Source organism: Mucilaginibacter sp. 320_HR, from assembly GCF_059691875.1.
In genome coordinates this window covers 1,001,770-1,023,365 of record NZ_JCAWAI010000001.1, presented here as the reverse complement: position 1 = coordinate 1,023,365, position 21,596 = coordinate 1,001,770, and the positions used below count along the sequence as shown (strand labels likewise).

General features: G+C 41.7%; 13 protein-coding genes. 1 reads left to right on the top strand and 12 read right to left on the bottom strand.

Translation table 11 applies throughout. The features are described 5' to 3' along the window. Nucleotides 1–6: 6 nt before the first annotated feature. The 7 genes from AC59GT_RS04595 to AC59GT_RS04565 form a co-directional block, all read right to left on the bottom strand. Complete coding sequence (locus AC59GT_RS04595; RefSeq protein WP_497236531.1) at nt 7–3,222, bottom strand: VCBS repeat-containing protein; 3,216 nt, start codon at nt 3,220–3,222, stop codon at nt 7–9. A 169-nt stretch (nt 3,223–3,391) separates the two neighbouring features. After that, nucleotides 3,392–4,939 (bottom strand): RagB/SusD family nutrient uptake outer membrane protein, encoded by a 1,548-nt coding sequence (locus AC59GT_RS04590; protein WP_117384083.1) that lies wholly within the window; start codon nt 4,937–4,939, stop codon nt 3,392–3,394. A gap of 4 nt (nt 4,940–4,943) precedes the next feature. Further along, the gene (locus AC59GT_RS04585) at nt 4,944–7,967 is read right to left on the bottom strand and encodes a SusC/RagA family TonB-linked outer membrane protein (protein ID WP_497236530.1); all 3,024 of its coding nucleotides are present in this window, start codon (nt 7,965–7,967) and stop codon (nt 4,944–4,946) included. A 398-nt stretch (nt 7,968–8,365) separates the two neighbouring features. Beyond that, entirely contained in the window at nt 8,366–9,979 is a 1,614-nt protein-coding gene (gene susR, locus AC59GT_RS04580) for a SusR family glycan utilization regulator (protein WP_497236529.1), read from the bottom strand. Between the two features lie 227 nt (nt 9,980–10,206). Next, a complete protein-coding gene (locus tag AC59GT_RS04575) occupies nt 10,207–12,669 on the bottom strand; it encodes a glycoside hydrolase family 31 protein (RefSeq protein WP_497236528.1) in 2,463 nt (820 codons plus the stop codon). 218 nt (nt 12,670–12,887) lie between these two features. Further along, nucleotides 12,888–13,415 (bottom strand): adenine phosphoribosyltransferase, encoded by a 528-nt coding sequence (locus AC59GT_RS04570; RefSeq protein WP_497236527.1) that lies wholly within the window; start codon nt 13,413–13,415, stop codon nt 12,888–12,890. Then, a complete protein-coding gene (locus tag AC59GT_RS04565) occupies nt 13,415–14,254 on the bottom strand; it encodes a ComEA family DNA-binding protein (RefSeq protein WP_497236526.1) in 840 nt (279 codons plus the stop codon). The genes AC59GT_RS04570 and AC59GT_RS04565 overlap by 1 nt, the downstream gene beginning before the upstream one ends. A 59-nt stretch (nt 14,255–14,313) precedes the next feature. Here AC59GT_RS04565 and AC59GT_RS04560 point away from each other — a divergent pair, with 59 nt between their 5' ends. After that, nucleotides 14,314–16,068 carry a bifunctional lysophospholipid acyltransferase family protein/GNAT family N-acetyltransferase gene (locus AC59GT_RS04560; protein WP_117384089.1) on the top strand — a complete coding sequence of 585 codons (1,755 nt, stop codon included), beginning with the start codon at nt 14,314–14,316 and terminating at the stop codon, nt 16,066–16,068. 16 nt (nt 16,069–16,084) lie between these two features. Here the strand turns inward: AC59GT_RS04560 and AC59GT_RS04555 are convergent, their stop codons facing one another. The 5 genes from AC59GT_RS04555 to pheT form a co-directional block, all read right to left on the bottom strand. Then, nucleotides 16,085–16,621, bottom strand: a complete 537-nt coding sequence (locus tag AC59GT_RS04555) for a DUF962 domain-containing protein (protein ID WP_497236525.1) — start codon at nt 16,619–16,621, stop codon at nt 16,085–16,087. Nucleotides 16,622–16,675: 54 nt separating this feature from the next. Next, nucleotides 16,676–18,241, bottom strand: a complete 1,566-nt coding sequence (gene rny, locus AC59GT_RS04550) for a ribonuclease Y (RefSeq protein ID WP_497236524.1) — start codon at nt 18,239–18,241, stop codon at nt 16,676–16,678. A gap of 293 nt (nt 18,242–18,534) precedes the next feature. Beyond that, the gene (locus AC59GT_RS04545) at nt 18,535–18,828 is read right to left on the bottom strand and encodes a cell division protein ZapA (RefSeq protein WP_117384092.1); all 294 of its coding nucleotides are present in this window, start codon (nt 18,826–18,828) and stop codon (nt 18,535–18,537) included. Nucleotides 18,829–18,849: 21 nt separating this feature from the next. Further along, on the bottom strand, nt 18,850–19,140 hold the full coding sequence (locus tag AC59GT_RS04540) for a hypothetical protein (protein ID WP_117384093.1): 291 nt from the start codon (nt 19,138–19,140) through the stop codon (nt 18,850–18,852). 45 nt (nt 19,141–19,185) lie between these two features. After that, nucleotides 19,186–21,582 (bottom strand): phenylalanine--tRNA ligase subunit beta, encoded by a 2,397-nt coding sequence (gene pheT / locus AC59GT_RS04535; protein WP_497236523.1) that lies wholly within the window; start codon nt 21,580–21,582, stop codon nt 19,186–19,188. Nucleotides 21,583–21,596 lie beyond the last annotated feature (14 nt).

The window sequence follows — 21,596 nt, the reverse complement described above, 5'->3', positions numbered from 1 at the left end:
GGCAGCTTAACGTAATTTATAGGCTTTAAGCTTATCATCGTTTAAACCAAAAAGGAAATTCTTCTCGCCCCTACTGTTCTTTATCATGATTGATGACCGCACCTGACCGGAAAGATCCATCCCACTTTGCGATGGCGAAATATACGTAAATCCGCTTTTACTGTACTTATAAATTTGTCCGCGGCTGGCATCTAAACGGCCTACTTCAGGCTTAAAGCCATAAAAGTTGCCGCCCAGTATAATAGCGGGTATACCGCTCTTGTCAATATCATCACAAAGAATGGTGTTCACACTAGAAAGCTGGGCGTTATAAGGTAAGGGTTTAGCTGTAAAGTTATTCCCGTCGTTAAGGAATACTGTAGACGCCAGGTAATTCATTTCGTGAACTTCCGCACCTTGAAGGTCTTCATTTGTAAAGATTTCGTCAAACGGCTTACCGGCATAATCGGTGTACTTCAAGTATTTCTTTTTTAGTAACGGCATTTGCCCAACCAAGTCAGGCTTCATATGGAACACATAGTTTACGTGATCGCTTTTGTAAACTGAGGTGATGCACTCTTTAGTGCCGTTGTTATCAAAGTCCTTTACGTACACCTTCATAGGTTCCTTGGTAGTGGCTTTGAACTTTATATTAAGGCCAATGTTACCTGCAATAATGTCGGGCTTGCCATCGCCATTTACATCGGCAACCTGCAAACTGCTCCACCAGCCTTTGTATCTGTCAAGTTGTTTATCTTCAGTAAAGCTACCTCTGTTGTTCTTAAATATCTTTATACCCATCCAGTTGCCCGCAACCACCAGATCAGGGTACCCATTACCGTCTATATCGGCCCACTGCGCAGCCGTTACCATCCCCAATTTGGTGTCGGCACCTAACACTTTTGATGAAACATCCGTAAAGCGCCCAGTACCATCGTTATGGAAAACATATGATTTTGGATAAGCACCGTATGTTCCGGGTACACTCCTGCCGCCAACAAAAAGATCAGGGTGGCCGTCTTTATCATAATCACAGGCCATTATAACCGACGCGTTTACCGCGGCTGGTGTCATTTTTTGCCGGTTAAGCCGCAAATTACCTTTACCGTCGTTTTCGTAGAAGCGAGGGAAGTACACGGGCGTGCCGGCCTCATCTTCATTTCCGCCAACGCCTATAATCAGGTCCTGATCTCCGTCGCCGTCAAAATCTCCAAAGGCTGCACCTGCATTTTCCAGGTAGCTTTGTCTGCCAAGGTCATCGGGTATATACTGTTTGAATTTGCCTGTAGGCTGCTGCACGTAAATTGCTGCCGGACTATCTTTTGAAGAACCAAAATAAAAATCATCCAGGCCGTCGTTATTTATATCACCTTTGGCCATGTAGGGGTTTTCGGTCGACAGCATCTGGAGCATCAAACGCTCGTTGTCGAAATCGATAAATCCATTTTCCGTATGCGTAGGTACTGAATCGAAGAGTGTATTCTCATCGGCAACCATTAAGGTTTTAACTGGCTTTTTTGAATAGTTGTACTGTAAAGCAGCGTTCTTAATATTGTATGTAAGTACTTTATTAACTGCTACATTTTTATCCACCTGGTATTTGCCTCCAGGCCAAATTACTTGCACTGAATCGATTTTCTGCACTTTACCGAGCCCTATGGTAATCAAATTTGGCGAAGTGCTGCTCTGAAACCCGCGGGTAGGCTGCTGGTAATAAACTATCGACTGGTCTTTTGCAAATACTTTTACTGTCGCGCCAACTCCAAACCGGTTAAGTTGGTCGCCTTGCAACTTTAATTGTATGAAGTTGTTTTTCAACCCTTCGGCGTTGTTTTTATAGATATAAAGCGGGGAGTTTACATTATTAACAATTAAATCATTATCGCCATCGCCATCCAGATCGCCGTAAGCTGCGCCATTACTAAACGACGGTTTGTCAAGCCCGAACGCGGCTGTTTTGTTGGCAAATGTTAGGTTATGGTTGTTGCTGAAAGCGTAGTTCTCCAGAGGAGTTGATATCATTTTATTGGTGAAGTCTTTGTAGTCGAACTTCTTTTTCTCGGCTATTTTATCCATGTTCTCCCGATTGCCCAAAAACTCAATGTAATCCTGGTCGGTAAGGTCTTTATAAATGCCATTAGATACAAAAATGTCCTTCCAGCCATCGTTGTCCATATCAAAGAACAACGCACCCCAACTCCAATCGGTAGCTGCTACCCCGGCATTAAAAGCGATTTCGGAAAATGTACCATCACCATTGTTCAGCTGCAAGCAATTTTGCATGTACTGGTTAAAGTAGCCATCATGTTGCTTAAGTTTAATAACGTCGAAAGACTCAAACGAGGTCATCTGCTTAAGCCGCTTGTCACCCTCCGGCAACATTTCGGTTGTGAAAATATCCAAGTTACCATCGTTATTTATATCAGCAATGTCCGAGCCCATAGAGGCGAGGCTTAAATGCCCGGTTTCGTTCTGTATATCTTCCTTGTAAGTACCGTCCTTTTGATTGATGTATAAATAATCTCTCTCAAAAAAGTCGTTAGATACGTATATATCAGGGTAACCATCGTTGTTTACATCAGCTACAGACACCCCTAATCCAAACCCTATGTCACTAGAAAATATACCTGCATCTTTGGTAACATTGGTGAAGTGGCTATTATCATTCCGGTATAAATGGGCACCCCCAAGCGGGTCAACAACGGCTCGTAAATTTTTACTGAAGTCAAATGATCCTATCGGCCGGAAAGAATTGTTTAACACAAAGCAGTCCAGGTCCCCATCATTATCATAATCAAAAAATATGGCCTGGGTAGACAATCCATTATCAACTAAGCCGTACTTTTCAGCCTCTTCTTTAAATGTGCCGTTGTGTTGATTTATAAAAAGCTCGTTTCCCTTTCTATCTATAATGTTACCGCTGTGGCAAACATAAATATCCAGCCAACCGTCGCCATTAATGTCTACCATGGTTACACCCGTGCTCCAGTACTTTGTTCCTTTTACACCAGCTTTGTTGGTGATATCTTCAAACTTCCAGTTGCCTTTGTTGAGGTAAAGTTGGTTGCCGCCCTGGTTGGAAGTGAGGTATACGTCGTTTAAACCGTCATTGTTAATATCGCCGATAGCTACACCGCCTCCATTGTAATAGTTGCGAAAGGTAAATACGTTGGTCTTGTCCTGCTCATTGAGTTGATTAATAAAGTTTACGCCAAGCGAACTATTATCTTGTAAGGTAAACAAGGGATTATCGACACCATTTTTGTGGCATGAAAGGACAAAAAAGCTGCAAAGAAAAGCTACAATCAGGGGTATTCTCTTAAACATCACACGTTCAGAAAAAACAAACGTAGCGAATTTTACTTCGCTACGTTCAAAATCAAATATAACTAATTGTAAACTGTTTTAGTTATTAGTAACCTGGGTTTTGTTTCAGGTTAGGGTTAGTATCAACAGCACGCTGTGGTATAGGGTACAAAGTACGGGTTTTATCCGTTGCGTTAGGACGCTGATCTACCGGGTCGTTAAATTTCTCGAAACGGATAAGGTCATTCCTTCTCCAACCTTCCCAATACAACTCACGGCCGCGTTCTGCTAGCATTGCAGTAAGATCTACATTTGCCAGAGGTGTAGCACCACGAGGAGTACGTATAGCATTTACAATAGTTAAAGCAGTTTGACCATTTGGATCAGTTCCGCCGCGCAGGATCGCTTCTGCTTTCTCAAGTAATACATCAGCATAACGTAAAATCACATAGTCATTTGCTGAGTTATCATCGTTAACTGTGTTGTTTGCAGATGGCTGCGGGAAGTATTTAAATACACGGATACCCTGTGCTTCTGTAGAGAAGTTAAGATTAACCTCCGGTGTAAAAACAAGTGGTTTACCGCTGCGTTGTGTCAACGCCTTACCACCAGGACCAAATTGCTGACCTACGGCAAAACCTGCACGCAAACCAATTTTGTCTGTTAAGCCCGGATATGCAACACCACGGCGTTCGTCAGTTGCTTCAAATGAATTGTAGAAATCAGCAAGCGTTGTAAACCCGTTCCAGCCATCTGGTGTTTGGTTGTAATGCAAGCCCATTCTCCAACGGTTTTTAGCTGAAGCAGGTGCTGATGTTGTAGTGTTATTAAACCCAAAGATGTTGCCGTGAGATTGCTCAGTGTTGTCCCAGGCAAAATCCTGAAAATACTTACCGGCAGGCTCAAGCGTATAACCCGCTGCTGTAACTTTATTAGCATACTCAATAACCTTATCCATATCTGCCTTAGCAAATGTGAACGGTCCACCTACTGTAGATGAAGTATACACAGCCTTGTTTAGATAAACTTTGGCGAGTAATGCCTGAGCTGCAGCTTTGTTAGCAACGCCAATATTGGCAGATGTAGCAGGTAAGTTAGCTTCAGCAAACTCCAGATCCTTAATGATGAACGCGGTTGCTTCTGCGCGGTTCATTACTTTAGGGATATCTGATGTTGGCGCATTAGGGTCGCGGAATGGCTGTTGTCCATACAAGTCTACTACCTGGAACATAAAGTAAGCGCGAAGAAAACTTGCCTGACCTTTTATGTTCGGATCTGTAGCTTTGTCTACAACCTGTGTTGCACGAAATACACCAATATTTAACTGATCCCACGTATCGTTCACCTGGTTGTGTGTAGGTGTCCATGTATGGGTGTGCAGTTTACGCCAGGTACCAAAGTCACCCCAGTCGGTACCGCGGGTTGGTCCCATCATTTCGTCTGTTGGATGCTCTTGCAGTGCATAAGTATTTGCCTGGTCAGTCTGTCCGTATAATTGTGAATAAACACCACCCAGATCTGTCGATCCGGCAGCACCATCTGGTACTAGAGACTTTGAGCCATATAGCTTCTCGTCCAGTTTTGCGCAACCCGCGGCGGCTAAACAAACCAAACCGCAAATAGCTGCCTTTGAGATAATATTTTTAGTTTTCATAATGTTAGAAACTTGCGTTTAAGCCTAATGTGAATATGCGCGCTTTAGGGTATGATGTATAATCAATTCCTCTTGATGCTACGTCGTTCCTTTGTTTATCTGTGTTAATTTCAGGATCTAAACCGCTGTAGTTAGTAATCAGGAATAGATTTTGGCCAGTTACTGATATACGAAGGGTTTTAATCTTGCTTTCTTTCAGCGGGAAAGTATAACCAACACTTGCGTTGCTTAACCTCAAGAAATCACCTTTTTCCAGGAAGCGAGTTGAAACCTCACCTGAGTTTAACGGATTCTCGTTAGTTGCAGCTACATCCCTGGTTACGTTACGACCACTAACAAGGTTGCCTTTGTAGAAGAATGCATTTGCTGTGTTGTTGTATACATAGAAACCGGTTGCAGCATTCAGGAAGAAGCTCAGTGTCCAGTTCTTGTAAGCAAAGTTGTTTGTTAAACCCGCTGTAAATTTAGGGTTAGGGCTTCCCTGTAATGAAGAAACATCTAAACCTTGTGGATAAATACCGAAGCCGTTTGCATCAAGACCAGCGTAGTTAGGAACGTTAAAGGTGTAAAGTGGAACACCATTAGTAATTAGCTGTGCATAAGCACCTGAAAGACCCTGACCATCAATATTACCTGTTACGATATAGTTCTTGAAATTTTCAAGTGTGTTTTTGATGAAGGTCATGTTGTAAGATATATCCCAGGTAAAGTCTTTACCCTGGATAGCAGAATAGTTCAAGCCAACTTCGACACCTTCGTTGATTACGTTACCGTCAAGGTTTCTGTAAATTCTTGAAGAAAGAGCAGGTTGTGCAATATCCTGGAAGAACAACAAATCAGATACAGATTTGTGGAAATAATCAACAGATCCGTTTAAGCGGCCTTTAAGGATAGCAAAATCAATACCGGCGCCGTAGCTTGTATTTGCCTGCCATTTCAAGTCAGGGTTTGGCAAATATTGTTGCGGATTAGAGTTACCGTTGTAGTTAATTTGCCTGATTGCAAGTGATGCATAAGATGGGATTTCCTGGTTACCGGTTTTACCATAGTTTAATCTAAGGCTCAGGTCATCAAAGAAACCACCTTTAGGCATGAATGACTCGTTACTGATGCGCCATTTAGCAGCTAAGGCCGGGAAGTTACCATACTTGTGGTTAGGGCCAAAGCGGGTTGAACCGTCACGACGGATAGTACCTGTCAAGATGTAACGATCTTTATAAGAGTAGTTAACACGTGCAAAGTATGATTGCAGCCTGTAGCTTGAGCTATCACCTACCGGGTAAGCGAGGTGAGTTTTAAAATCATCATAATCTTTAACTAATACACCTGGTTGAGATGTACCAAAACCAAATTCGTTACGGTTAAAGTTTTTAAATGTTTGGTATGAGTAACCTACCAACGCAGTTAACGAGCTATTGTCTTTCCACTTTTTATCATAGTTAAGAGTGTGCTCTGTTGTATAGTTGGTTAACTCATTGTATTGATAAATAGCAGTACCATTGCCGGTTGGAGATGGGAAGTTTTGTTCCCTGATTCCAATTGCATCAGTATAGCCTACAACTTTAGGGTCATAGAAAGTTTTACGTAAACCTCTTGATATATCAGCTCCAAAATTGCCTTTGTAAGATAGGCCGTCAAATAATCTTAATGTAAGTGTAAGGTTATTTAAGTACCTGTTGATATTGTCTCTGTCGTCAATTTGGTCTAATAACGATACCGGGTTACGGAAGCTATTGCCATTTGGGTAACCATCGGTGTTGTAACCATTAAGGTTAAAATAACGGCCCTGATCATCGAATACAGGCGCAGTTGGGTTAAGTTGGATAGCTGCACCAATCAGGCTACCATTAAAGCCTGCGTTGTTGGTGATAGGCGCAAACTGGTCTTTCACATTAGAGTACGTTGATTGCAAATCAAATTTTAAACGCTCATGGAAGAAAGACTGAGATGCGTTGATACGAGCATTCAGACGTTTCAGAGCGGAGTTTTTAACAGTACCTTGTTGGTTATCATAACCTAACGACGCACGATAGTTGCCTGTATTGCTTGCACCACCAAAGCCAAGGTTATAGTTCTGTGATACCGCGCTACGGAATATTTGATCTTGCCAATCAGTGTTACCGCCGTAATCTACACCACCAGCGGCAACTGTACCTGCGTTAGCACCTACACTTGCAACTGCTGCAAGAAACTCATCACGGTTTAGCACATCATAACGCTTAGCTGTCGAAGCAACGCTTGTAGTGGCTGAAAATTGGATGCCCTGACCTTTACGACCTTTACGGGTTGTAATTAAAATTACACCATTTGCACCACGAGCACCATAAATAGCTGCTGAAGACGCATCTTTTAATACCGAAATATTCTCAATATCAGAAGGATTGATGAATGCAAGTGGGTTACGTGCAGATGAGTTACCAGCACCAACACCATAACCACCGCTTGTACCGCCGTTATCCAACGGGATTCCGTCAACTACGTACAATGGGTTATCGTTAGCACGAATTGAACCCGCACCCCTGATGTTGATTGTAGCACCTGCACCAGGCTCACCGCTTGATGGCGTTACTTGTACACCTGCTATACGGCCTTGTAATAATTGGTCTGGAGTAGCGATAACGCCCTTGTTAAAATCCTTAGGACTTAATGTTGCAACAGATCCGGTTGCATCCTTAACGCGCTGTGTACCGTAACCTATTACTACAACCTCATTAAGGGAAGTACTTGTAGATTCAAGGCTTACAGCTATTGACGTTTGTCCATCAATACTAACGGTTGCTTGCTTGTAGCCGATGTAAGAAAAAGTTAATGATGTAGTGCTTGCCGGTACTGATAATCGGAAAGTACCATCTACACTGGTTAAGGTGCCGCTGCCGCCGGCAGCGCCTACAGATACCCCTATCAAAGGCGACCCGTCCTTTTTGTCGGTTACTTTACCTGTTAGCACTTTGTTTTGAGCAAACGCGGGCTCAAAGAAGAGGCAGGTAAAAGCAAAAAAACATAGTGTGAGTAAGTGTTTAAATTGCATACTGTGTGGTTTAATTAAGATTGGTTATATAAGCTTTTATGCAGAATCTTTTTGCTGTCAAATGCAATGCATGTAGTGCACTACTATATGTACATAAAACAGATCCTGAACGTTGTTTAAAATTGGTTTATACGGCTAAAATGCCATTTGTGTAATGTACATCAACACCTCTCATTTGCTGAACTACCTTTACACCTATACAAATATGTGTGTACTAATTGTCAATCCCTACTCAATTACATCATTTTAGAAAAAATATAGAGTATATAAAAATGTAACCATTGTAAATCAGCAATTTAACTATTAAATACATGTTAAAAATATAACTGTTTTTTGGCTATAATTAGCATACTAAACCTCTGATAATTTAAATAGATCACTAAATTTCGCCCTACTAATTATTCAACCATATCCACAGCCTTGATATCCATTATATGTTGTTCAAATTGCTCAGGATTTTTAGACTTTGCTTTAATACGCATTTTATACACGTATATAGTATTTACAGAGTACTCAAGTATTTTGGCTATAGTTTCATTGTCATTGATCCCCATGCGGATAAGTGCAAAAATTCTAAGATCAGTATTGAGCACTTCATTTTCCTGCGGCCAAATCTGATCTTTCTCAGCAAATTGAGAATTAAATACCGACACAAAATTCGGGAATATCTTTAAGAAGATATGGTCAAAGCTGTGGTACAGCACCTGACGTTCATTCTTGATGTTTATATTGTTGATTATGGTTCTTATATCCTCGTACTTTTTTATCGACAACTTTGTGTCTACAGACATTTTTAGCTTTTCCAACTTCAGAATATACCCTGAAATAATTTTAAAGAACTGTCCTATATACTCTTCTTTGATGTGCGCATCTTCTGTTAGCTGGTAGTTTACTTGCTTCAACTGCACATTCTTATCTTCGATTATTTTTTCTTTATGTTTAAGCTTGGCTAGTTGCTTGTAAATCATTATCAGGAAAAGTATAACCAACGATGCCAATGCGGTTATAGCCAACAACAACATCAATATTCTTTGCTTTTCATGTTCCGAATGATCCAACTCTTCAGCAGCTACCAGCGGTAAAATTGCACCTATCTGTATCTTTCGTTGCCGGGCACCATAGAAGTCTGCATCTGCTTTAGCAAGTTTTACAAAAGCATACGCGTCTTTGGTATTACCTACTTTGTAAAGTTGTTCGGCAAGCGTAAACAAGGCTACCGTTTCTTTAGTAGAAGACTTTATATCAGCAATAGCAGAGCGTATCAGCAGACTAATTGCTTCATCTCGCCGGTTGATATTTAGGTAAGATATCGCCAACGAGCAATTTACCATTGCCCTCAAGTGCATTGATATAGGTTTACCGGAACTCAGCAAAAGTTTCAATTCGTTGTCGTGCGTTAGCGGTGCGCCGGATTGCGCACTTTTAAGCCCTGAAAAGTGGTACCAATCTACACTGCCTTTTTTAGTAAGCATTATAGCTGAGTCGATAAAGGCGTTACTGGCCTTCATATACCCTTGCATAAAATATTTATCGTTGTTATACTTAGCCAGATCACTATTACACCGATACATAATGAAATAGTACTCCATTTTGGCGCTATCACTTAACAGTTTCGGTTTTACTTTACTCATGCAGTCGAAAGTTTCCTTGAACATTCCGGACGAAAGCAAAATAAATCCAAGTTTAATCTGGCTGTAATAAGCGCGGGCCATGTCATTCATTTGCACGCTCAAGTTCTTCAGCTTATTTACATACACGTAAGCAGAATCGTACTGGTAAGACTTGTACTCATCATAAAGCTTAAGGCAGAGATCGTACTGACGGGTGTAATTAGTAGAGGCAGTAGCAACGCGCAATTGCTTTAGCTGCTGTATACGCTGGCGTTTTGCACCATCATAAACATCTTTTTTGCTTATTTCTGATTTGAGCTCCTCAAGCAAGTTTGCATTGTCTGCCGAGAAAACAGGCAGGGCAAAGCATACTAAAAAGATTGAAAGTAAAAGTAACTTCATAAATGTCTATGACGGCGATTAAAGTTAAGAAGTAAATCCTGATGAATAAATAGAGTAAACGGTGTTTGATCGTTTTTATCAAAGTGATGCTATCAAGCTCTTTTTATTCAAAGAGTAGTAAAATGGTATTAACCATTAATTCAAAATTGATAATTTAAAGTTCATTTGTATGCAAGCACAAAAGGCCTGCAGTAACCTGCAGGCCTTTTGTGCTCATAATTTAATATTTAATAGGCGACTGTAAAAAGTTCAGTTGAGTTTTTAATTGACATGATCTTAACCTTCTCCCCTTCTACCGGATTGGATAAACCTGTTGGATCGAAGCGTGAAATCGGCACCATAAGTATCGAAAGATCATCTGTAACCTTGCTATTCTTACCATTAAACTTAAAGGCGGTACTGCTAAAGCCATGCAGTACCAGCTTGATATTGCTAAACTTAGATTTAGCAGTACCTTCAACTTTACCGAAAGCAATTTCTCTTTTTGCGGCGTTATAGGTGATGTTGCGTTTATAAAAATCACCCTTTTCATAATCGTAACTCTCACCATCATCTTCGTAGTAAACAAACTTATTGTTTACAGCACCCTGGTAAACATGAATCGTCAAGGTATCAGTTGGCCGCTCAGCTGTTGTTTGTACCAGCGATTGCATAGGTACTATACTGCTTTCCTTAACAAAAACAGGCAGCTTGCTCATAGCTAATTCCGTTTTGACATAAGCATTTCCGTTTTGGATAGTACCGTTGTATAAATCATACCATTTACCTGCCGGAAAGTACATTCGCCCTATCTGCGTCTGGCTGTCAAAAGGGAATACCAAGAAGGCGTTGCCAAACATGTATTGGTTTTCGTAAGTGCTGTTATATACATTTTCATCATGCGTGTAATCGATAGCTAAGGAACGCATAACGGGCTGTCCACTCTCCTTTGCTTCGTAAAAAGTAGAATACAGGTACGGCAGCAACTTATAACGCAGGTTAATGTAGTTGCGGGTTATCTCCAGTACCTCCTCTCCGTAAGCCCACGGTTCTGAAGACTTAGTGTTAATTTGAGTATGGTTGCGCATATATGGGTTAAACGCCCCGATTTGCATCCAGCGGGCATAAAGATAAGGTGAGGCACCTCCCGTGAAACCACCTACATCCATCCCGGTGTAAGGCACTCCACTAAGCCCAAGGCTGTTCATCAGTCTGATGCCCGCCATCATGTGGCTGTCTTCTGCGCGATTGTCACCCGTCCATAATGCAGCATAACGTTGTAGTCCGGCATAACCAGACCGTGTAAGCACAAACGGACGTTTGTTCCCACCAAGGGCGGCTCGGTATCCCTCATAACTGCTGCGGATCATCTCCAGACCATAAACATTATGTATCTGCATGTGCGATGCTCCTTTCCCTTCAAAGTCGAAAAGAATATTGTCCGGCGCTTTTTGTCCCCAGGTAGAGAACTCGTTCATATCATTCCATATTCCGCTAATTCCATCTCCAGCGTAAACTTTCATCTCATTTGCCCACCAACTGCGTCCCTTTGCACTGGTAAAGTCGGGAAAGTGACACCATCCAGGCCACACCTGTCCTGTGTAGTAAGTACTATCAGGATATTTGGCAAATATATCTTCCTTAACCCCGCGGTCGTAAACACCATAGCCTTTCTCCTCCTTTACACCGGGATCAACAATTAGCGTCACTTTAAAGCCCATGTCCTTTAACTTTTTGGTCATGGCGGGCGGATCAGGAAAGCGGCTTTTGTCCCATGTGAACACCTTATATTTATCCATATAATGGATGTCCAGCGTTATACCATCAGCAGGAATCTTTTTTTCGCGTAAGGTATTGGCAATACGGAAAACTTCAGTGTCAGGATAGTAGCTGTATCGGTTTTGCTGATAACCCAAGCTCCAAAGTGGCGGCATTTTAATACGGCCTGTAAGCCACGTATAAGAAGTTATAATGTCACGTAAATGGGAGTTGTATATGAAATAATAATTCATCTCGCCACCTTTGGCCCCAAAAGATGAAAAACGATTATTGCTGGCACCGAAGTTAAAGTCGCTTTGATAAGTGTTATCAAAAAACAACCCATACTGTACATTGTGGTGAACGCCTATATAAAATGGAATGGTGGAGTACAACGGGTCCTGTCCAGCTGAATAACCAAATACGTCGCTGTTCCAGTTGGTATAAGCGTTGCCCTTTCGATCCAAGCCCCCGGTTTTTTCACCCAAGCCTATAAAGTGCTCTCCATCCTGCATTTTCTTGTAAGTGGCAACACTTTCACTCACCCATGCCGTTGTTAAGCCAGGCTCGTCCTGGTTAATAACTTCTCCTGTAGTGGTCATAAAGGTAATTTGCCAAGGATTTTTCTTAATATTTACTTTAAGGGAATCAGTGACGAGATTTATCTCGGCATCGTTTTGTGTTATTGATACTTTGGTAACCTGCGGCTTACTAATCACAGCGTAGGAGAAATCCTCTGCAAGTTGCTGTTTATCTACACGTACTCTAATGACACCGGGACTGTAAGCTGTAACTTTAACAAAAGCATTCTCTGTTCTTATGTCAAGCTCCTGATTGTTTATGGTAACGCCTGTAACTTTTCCAATTTTCTTTACCGGATTTTGAGAAAAGGTAAGTTGTGTTAATATAGAAAAGCATAACACCAGGTAAAGGCAACGTAGAGATATCTTCATTTATATGGTAAATAATTGTTTATAAAAGCAGTTGATCAGATGAGACAACATTAAAGCAATGAAAGTATAACACATACTTTGCTCCTGAAAGAAATCTAAGCTTATGAAGATTTTTTATAAACTAAAAACGCCCAAAACAAGCTGCTTTGGGCGTTTTTTCTATTCTATTCTAATGAAAAATATAGCTTGCTGATTTAATTATACAACTGAGAAAAGAGCTAATATTTGGCGAGCACAATAACCTTGTTGTTTATTGGCGCTATTCTTTCGTGCCCGTTTAAAAAACCAAGCCCTACTACAAACATAAAACCTGCAACCTTTCCGCCCATTTCTTGTATTAATTCGCTTGTAGCAGCAACAGTACCACCGGTAGCAAGCAAATCGTCGTGTATCAATATATGATCCCCGGCTTTAAAAGCATCCGTATGCAATTCGATAGTGGCAGTGCCATATTCTAACTCATACACCTTTTGCTTAACTGTATGAGGTAGTTTACCAGCCTTACGTACCGGCACAAAAGGTACACCTAATTTTTGAGCCAGATTAAGGCCAAACAAAAATCCACGGCTCTCAACACCAGCTACAGCATCAATGCGAATGCCTTTAACTTCTCTGACAAATGCATCAACTATATCACCGCACAAGCCGGGATCCTTTAAAATTGGGGTAATATCTTTGAAGACTATACCTGGCTTAGGAAAATCAGGAATATCACGAATTGCGGATTTAATTTGCTGCTCTATCATCAATAACTTAAATAAGGCTCAATTTTACGCAAAATTTCTTCAGTGAGAATAGGTATGTCTTTGAGGTCGTTAATAGATGCATAAGCTCCATGCTGATTGCGGTACTCTATTATCGCATTTACTTGCTTGTAATTCAGATAAGGCATTAGCCTAAGCTTATCAAAAGCTATTGTGTTGATGTTTATTTTACGAACCCGCGCAGCGTTCACAGTAAGTTGATCTTTAATTTCCAAGTACTTCAATTCGTCTATGCCTGTCACTTCCTTTAGCTGATTCTTATCAACAAATCCGCCTAAACGCTCACGATAGTAAACGATCCTCCTTGCAAATGCAGGTCCGATGCCACTTACGGCCGTAAGATGTGCGGAATCTGCTGAATTCAGTTCAAGAACTTTCACTCTGGCAGATTTATAGGAAGGAAGAACTATGTAAGGAGCTAAACGTTTAAAGTCTGCGTCGCTCAAACCGTAGATCTTCTTGAGGTCGTCGGCCTTGTAAAACCTGCCACCCTTTGCTTCATAGTTAGTTATGGTATTTACCTGCTTTTCGCTCAACCCCAGCGCCCGCCATTTTTCCGTAGAAAGGTGATTTGGGTTAAACTTGAAAAGTGTACCGGCACTATGCGTAGTTCCTTTAGTTACTTCAAAATTGTTTGCCTTGCTATTCTCTAATGCCGCAAGTGCTGCTTTAAATTCATTAGGGTTTATTGTGCTATCTTTGTGAAACCACTGATAAGTATACGGAGCGGCTAACACCAATATGATTAGTACAATTAGTACTATCATTCCGTTCCATTCTTTTTTGGTAAGTGACAACTGATCTTTTACCCGGGCTTTCATCGTTGGTTAATCACCGTTAAGGTAATAATTTTGATAACATTTAATCCGTTAAAAACAGGATGAAAATAATAACTACCGAAGAATTTGCAAAAGCAACTAAGCTAGATAAGCTGAAGATGCCTGGTTTAGCAGCACTGCTGATGGAGTTGATGAAAATTAACCAGGTTAATGATCTTTTTGCTCAAGCGCAGCCTAAACAAGGTCCCGAATTTGTAGATGCAATTTTAGAAGGCTGTGGTATTGAAATTGACTTTGACCAAAGTGAATTGAAACATATACCCAAAGAAGGGAGCTTTATTGCAATAGCTAACCACCCTTACGGCGGAATAGAAGGAATGGTACTACTAAAGATTCTTACCATGGCCCGACCAGACGCCAAGTTGATGGCTAATTTTCTTCTAAAAAAGATTCCTAATCTGGCCGACTACTTTATTGCTGTAAATCCGTTTGAAAACGTTGAACATTCATCAAGCATTAGTGGCCTAAAAAACACTTTAGAGTTGCTTGCAAACGGAACACCTATCGGCATTTTCCCGGCCGGCGAAGTTTCTACATTTAAGTTAGAGAAAAAGGAAGTAACAGACAGGTTGTGGCATCCTGTAGTGGGCAAGATCATCACAAAATCTAAAGTACCGGTAGTTCCTATTTACTTTCATGGCAACAACGGGTTGTTATTCAATCTGCTCAGCCTCATACACCCCGCCCTCCGCACTGCAAAATTGCCGTCGGAGTTATTTAATAAGCAAGGGCACACTATTAAACTGCGCATAGGTAAGCCAATTAAGGTTGAGGATATCCCAGATAATAACAACAGCGCTAAGGTGCTCAATTACCTGCGTGCAAAAACTTACGCTTTAGGTGCCGGCCTTGATGAAGAAAAACGGCTATTCAACCCGCGCAATATTTTTAAAATTAAGAAGCAGCCGCAGGAGATAGTACCCGAAACGGCAGCTGAGAAACTGGAGAAAGAAGTAGAGCCGTTACGGGAAAACTACCGTGTTTGGGTAGAGAAGAACTATGAGGTATTTATTACTCCTACGTCGCAAATTCCCTGTATTATCCGTGAGATTGGACGCCTAAGAGAAATCACTTTTCGTGAAGTAGGTGAAGGAACCAATAAAGAAACCGACCTGGACGAATACGATATCTACTATCACCACCTCTTTATTTGGGATACTGAAGCAAAGATGATAGTGGGAGCTTATAGAATTGGCTTGGGGGATGAAATCTTTTATAGCGTAGGCAAAAAGGGTTTCTATGTAAATGAGCTGTTCAAGTTGAAAGAACAGTTTACGCCTGTGCTGAAGAAAAGCCTGGAGCTTGGCCGTTCGTGGATACGCAAGGAATATCAGCTAAAACCACTGCCATTGTTCCTTCTTTGGAAGGCCATTCTGAAGTACGTAATTGATAACCCGAGATACCGTTATTTAATAGGTCCGGTTAGTATCAGCAATACATTCTCTAATTTTTCGAAGTCGCTAATTGTAGATTACATCAACCGTAACCACTTTGATCATGAAATGGCGCAATATGTAAAGCCAAGGAAGAAGTTTAAGGTCAATTTTGAGAATATTGATACCGATGTACTGCTTGCAGGCGGTGATAGCTTTAAAGGATTAGACAACCTGATATCAGAGGTGGAGACCCGAAACATGAAAGTTCCTGTATTGCTGCGGCAGTACATGCAATTGAACGCTAAGATCATCAGCTTTAATATCGACCCGAAGTTTGCCGATTGCTTAGATGGCTTTTTGGTGCTGGATCTTGAAAAGGTTCCTCAGGATATGTTGGAAAAGCTTGGCAAAAACCTTTAAGCTTTCAGCCGGGTAGTTAATATTTGCTTACACCAACCCGCGACATTAACTGATGTAGCACCCATAATGGTGCTATTAGGAATAGCTTTTTGTCTATTTGCCAGGAAGCCCGGCCTTCCTTTATACTACCCAAGTATTGGCCGAGTGCAGCCATAGCTATAATTACTGTTCCTGTCCAAATTAGTGGTAAGCCACCACTTTTATCCCAGTTTTGCAGCTGCATAACCAAGTAGCTAAATGCGAACATAATAAACAGCATGATATATGACAGCAGCGGAGATTGCTTTAGCACATAGTAAATCCAAAAGGCAATAACAAAGGATGCCCAATTAAAGTAGCCGTTGTAAGCCTTAAGAAAAGCAAGCTGCGGGAACGGGAACGCCCAGGTAAGTGTCAATACACCAAACACCATCAGAGGCACGCAAATAAAATGCAGTAGTCGGTTAGCTCTTTGCTTATGTGTAACATCAAACTGTCCAAAGTATGTTGTTAATGAGCGTTCATCAGCATTTTTGTCAACAAACGCTTGTTGCTTGTCGTGTTGTTTTCCCATAGAAACAAAAAAAGCCCCCTCCTGATTAAGAAGAGGGCTTATAGTATTAGTTAGTTATTTAGCAAATGCAACAGAGCGGGTTTCCCTTATAACGGTAACCTTTATCTGACCTGGATAGGTCATTTCTGTTTGTATACGATTAGATATGTCTGCAGCAAGCACTTCGCTTTGTGCATCGCTTATCTTTTCGCTTTCTACTACCACACGTAGTTCACGACCGGCCTGGATAGCAAAGGTCTTCTCAACGCCTGGGTATGATAATGCAAGCTCCTCAAGCTCTTTTAAGCGCTTGATGTAACTTTCTACCACTTCGCGGCGAGCACCCGGCCTTGCGCCTGATATAGCGTCACAAACCTGTATAATTGGCGACAACATAGAGGTCATCTCCACTTCATCGTGGTGAGCGCCTATCGCGTTACAAACCTCAGGATGTTCTTTATACTTTTCTGCAAGTTGCATACCCAGTATAGCGTGTGGAAGTTCCGGATTGTCATCAGGTACTTTACCTATATCATGCAGTAAGCCTGCGCGTTTTGCCAGTTTTACATTCAGTCCAAGTTCTGCAGCCATAGTAGCGCAGAAGTTTGCAACCTCGCGCGAGTGCTGTAGCAGGTTTTGTCCGTAAGATGACCGGTAACGCATACGGCCCACCATACGGATTAGTTCAGGATGAAGACCATTGATCCCCAGATCAATTACCGTACGCTCGCCTATTTCAACAATCTCTTCTTCTATCTGCTTTTTAGTTTTGGCAACTACCTCTTCAATACGCGCCGGGTGAATACGCCCGTCTGTTACCAAACGGTGCATAGCCAAACGGGCAATCTCACGACGAACCGGATCAAAGCCCGAAAGGATAATAGCCTCCGGGGTATCATCCACAATGATCTCGATACCTGTAGCAGCTTCAAGTGCACGAATGTTACGCCCTTCACGACCTATAATACGCCCTTTAATCTCGTCATTTTCTATGTTGAAGATTGATACAGTATTTTCAATAGCCGCTTCTGTAGCGGTCCGCTGAATAGTTTGAATTACTATCTTCTTAGCTTCTTTAGTAGCAGTAAGCTTAGCCTCGTCTACAATATCTTTAATTTGCGCCATGGCTTTGCTTCGTGCCTCTTCGCGCAAATTATCAATAAGCTGATTTTTCGCCTCCTCCGCAGATAAACCTGCAATAGTTTCTAACTCATGCACGTGCTGGTTTTTCAGGTGATCAACTTCTTCCTGCTTTTTAAGCAGTATGTCTGTTTGTGCTTCCAGCTTTTTACGCGCATTCTCCAGCTCATTCTCCTTGCGGTTCATGTTCTCGAGCTTTTGGTTGTAAGATTGCTCTTTTTGTTTGATGCCGTTCTCGCGTTGGTTAAGGGTATTGTTTTTTGAATTTACTTCCTGCTCATGCTCGGCTTTTAACTGCAGAAACTTTTCTTTAGCCTCTAGTAAACGGTTCTTTTTGAGTATTTCGGCGTTATTTTCGGCATCTTTAAGTATCTTCTTTACTTTGTTCTGAGCGTTTATCTCCTGATCTTTAAACAGCTTCCGTAGCAGGAACCGACCGATGACTATCCCCGTAGGGATGCCGACCAGCAGCCCGATAATAATGTACAATATGTTATTCATTCCTTTAGGTTATATAATAAAAAAACCGCAACTAAACTTCTAAGTGTTCATGTATTGTTAAAACTTCTGTAGGATTGTCGGGATCACGGGTTACCGTAAATACACGATCAACGCATGCCTCTTTGATCCTAAGATATTGAAGCGTTAAGTTTTTAATAGTGAAAACTTAAAATTTAACTGCGGTTAAATCTTAATGGCTCTGTTATGAACTTATAGCGAACAGACCAAAGCGAAAAGCATATTTAGGAGCTTTTGCTTTAAGCTTTCTGCTTTAAGCTTTGTTTTAAAGAACGTTATTGTTTAGAAAAAAAATCGTCCAGCATATGATCTAACTGATAAACCTTCTCTGCCACTTCAGTATCTTCTGTAGTGACTTTGCGGTCTGCCTTTAATGAGGATGTTGCATAATGCAACACACACATCGATAGCAGATCTTGTTTATCGCGAACCGCATAGTTCTCCTGATACTCCTTTATGCGGTCGTTAATCAGCTTTGCTGCCCGTCTTATAATCTCTTCCTCTTCCATGTTTACCTTTAAGGGGTAAACTCTGTCAGCAATATTTATTTTTATTGAGATTTCTCCCATTTGAGCTTTTCACTTTTTGTATTACTTCTTTAGCAATACAATACACTTATCTATTTCCTGCACAAAGTCGTTAATTTTTTGCTTAATGTCAACACTTTTTTCATTTGTTTCTGAAAACGACTTTGCCAGCTTCAATACACGAAGCTTCTCTTCCAGTTCTTTTGTTTTGTTTGTACTTACGTTTAGCGCAGTAGTAAGGGCTTCGCTCTCAAGTTTAAGCAGGTCATTTTCCTCCTGCAGCGCAGCACAAAGCTCAATTAACCTCTCGGTTTTATATACAACTTTACTTAATTGTTCTGCTGTTGAAGGCATCTTTTATTTAATTAATGAATTAGTGAGTTAGTGGGTCTAAACTAACTACTTCCTTATCTCCGCTCCTGCTTCTTTGCCTAAATTAAATATTAATTTTTGCATTGTTGAGTCAATAGCTTTATCGGTTAACGTTTTTTCGGTATCCTGCAAAATAAAGCTTAACGCGTAAGACTTCTTACCAGCGGGTAGTTTGTCACCCTGGTATACATCAAACACATTTACTTCTTTTATCAGCTTTTTGTCTGCTCGCCCCGCTATCTGTTTTAACTGGCCGAAGGTTACCGCAGCATCCACCAGCATGCTTAAGTCACGGCGTACGGCCGGGAACTTTGATACCTCCTGGTACACTATGTTGTTCTTTCGCACAAAGTTAAGCACCAGATCAAAGTTGAACTCGGCATAAAAAACTTCGTTGTTTACATCTGCCTTTTTAAGTGCCGATTGTGCTACCGAACCAAAACTTACCAGCACTTTGTTACCTCTGCTGTACTGCAAGCCATACGCAAAATTACCACTTGCATCCTCTACAGTGTAGTATGTAATGTTTAACTTCTTGAGCAAGCCATCAACAATCGCCTTAAGATTATAAAACGTTGCAGCTGTTGTTTTCTGGTTCCACTGCTCGGGCTTAGACGCCCCGGTCAGGAAAACCGAAAAACGTTGCGCTTCGTTGTATTTCTCTTCCGCGTAGCTGTAAATTTTACCGAACTCGTAAAGTTTTAAGTCTGCACTGCGGCGGTTCTGGTTATAAGCTATAGCTTCCAGTCCAGAGAACAGCATGGTTTGACGCATCGCGTCCAGGTCGCTGCTTAGCGGGTTAACGATCTTCACCGCACGATCAGGATCATCGGAATAGCTTAGTTTAGTAAGCGAGTTGTTCAGTATCTCGTTAAAACCATTGGCACTTAATATGTCAGATATATGGTTTTGAACAGTGTCCTTTTCTGGTCTTACCGAATTATTTAGCGATGCGCGGATTTGCGTAGGTATCTCGATATTGTTATAACCGTATAGGCGCAGAACTTCTTCTACAATATCAACCTCACGGGTAACATCTACACGGTATGGCGGTACCTGCAACGACAAACCTTTTTCGGTTTCGTTCTCAATTTTAATATCCAGACCGGTAAGAATACTTTTGATAGTATCGTTCCCGATAGCTTTACCAATTAGCCTGTCAATATTCTTGTAACTAACTTCTATATCGAACGGCAAGACCGGATTGGGGTAATGATCAAAAATGCTCGACGATACCACACCGCCTGCAACCTGCTGTATAAGCAAAGCGGCGCGTTTAAGTGCAAACACCGGCATATCCGGATCGGTACCGCGCTCAAAGCGGAAGGATGCATCAGTTTTCAAGCCGTGCCTTTTGGCTGTTTTACGTACCGACACTGCGTTGAAGTAGGCGCTTTCTAAAAATATGCTTGTGGTTGATGACGTAACACCGCTTTTGGCTCCGCCAAAAACACCTGCTATACACATTGCTTCTTCTACATTGCATATCATCAAATCGTCTGCGCTCAGCTTACGGTCAACGTCTTCCAGTGTTTTAAATACTGTGCCTTCGGCTACATTCTTAACAACTATCTTATTACCCGTTATAGCAGCTGCGTCAAATGCGTGTAGTGGCTGGCCGAGTTCATGTAAAACATAATTGGTGACATCCACCACGTTGTTAATGCTGCGCACACCAATAACAGCCAGGCGCTCCTTTAACCATTGCGGCGATTCTGCTACCTGCAAACCACTTAGCACCAAGCCAGCATAGCGGGGACTTGCCTGCTCGTTTTCTACAATCACCTGAATCGGACTATCGGTATTGTCTACCTTAAATGCCGACACATCCGGCTTTATCACGGGATGTCTAAGGAAAGCCGCAATATCGCGGGCAGTGCCCAAATGCGATGCAGCATCAGCACGGTTAGGCGTCAAACCTATCTCGTACATGTAATCATCATTCAGCTTAAAGTATTCTTTGGCAGCAGTGCCTACCGGCGCATCAGCATCCAGCACCATAATGCCAGCATGATCGATACCTAAGCCTATCTCATCCTCGGCACATATCATGCCTTCAGATACTTCACCGCGTATTTTGCTCTTGTTTATCTTGAACGGCTGGCCTACAGTAGGGTATACTGTGGTACCCACCGTAGCGACTACTACTTTTTGCCCGGCAGCCACGTTAGTGGCACCGCATACTATGCTAAGGGGTTCTACTCCGCCTACATCAACTTTGGTAAGGTGCAGGTGATCGCTGTTAGGATGGTCGGTACACTCCAGCACATAGCCAATTACAAGACCCTCTAAGCCGCCCGGTACAGCCTGAACTTTCTCCAGGTTTTCTACCTCAAGGCCGGTACCTGTAAGTATCTGCGATATTTCTTCAGGCGTTTTATCGGTATCAATAAATTCTTTTAGCCAGTTGTATGATATCTTCATTATCCGGCAAAGAT

Excerpts from the sequence above, each read along its gene's own strand:
- AC59GT_RS04570 (WP_497236527.1), bottom strand. The coding sequence starts at position 13,415 with ATGATAGAGCAGCAAATTAAATCCGCAATTCGTGATATTCCTGATTTT.
- AC59GT_RS04540 (WP_117384093.1), bottom strand. The coding sequence starts at position 19,140 with ATGCCTTCAACAGCAGAACAATTAAGTAAAGTTGTATATAAAACCGAG.
- pheT (WP_497236523.1), bottom strand. The coding sequence starts at position 21,582 with ATGAAGATATCATACAACTGGCTAAAAGAATTTATTGATACCGATAAA.
- AC59GT_RS04590 (WP_117384083.1), bottom strand. The coding sequence starts at position 4,939 with ATGAAAACTAAAAATATTATCTCAAAGGCAGCTATTTGCGGTTTGGTT.
- susR (WP_497236529.1), bottom strand. The coding sequence starts at position 9,979 with ATGAAGTTACTTTTACTTTCAATCTTTTTAGTATGCTTTGCCCTGCCT.
- AC59GT_RS04555 (WP_497236525.1), bottom strand. The coding sequence starts at position 16,621 with ATGGGAAAACAACACGACAAGCAACAAGCGTTTGTTGACAAAAATGCT.
- AC59GT_RS04545 (WP_117384092.1), bottom strand. The coding sequence starts at position 18,828 with ATGGGAGAAATCTCAATAAAAATAAATATTGCTGACAGAGTTTACCCC.
- rny (WP_497236524.1), bottom strand. The coding sequence starts at position 18,241 with ATGAATAACATATTGTACATTATTATCGGGCTGCTGGTCGGCATCCCT.
- AC59GT_RS04575 (WP_497236528.1), bottom strand. The coding sequence starts at position 12,669 with ATGAAGATATCTCTACGTTGCCTTTACCTGGTGTTATGCTTTTCTATA.
- AC59GT_RS04560 (WP_117384089.1), top strand. The coding sequence starts at position 14,314 with ATGAAAATAATAACTACCGAAGAATTTGCAAAAGCAACTAAGCTAGAT.
- AC59GT_RS04585 (WP_497236530.1), bottom strand. The coding sequence starts at position 7,967 with ATGCAATTTAAACACTTACTCACACTATGTTTTTTTGCTTTTACCTGC.
- AC59GT_RS04565 (WP_497236526.1), bottom strand. The coding sequence starts at position 14,254 with ATGAAAGCCCGGGTAAAAGATCAGTTGTCACTTACCAAAAAAGAATGG.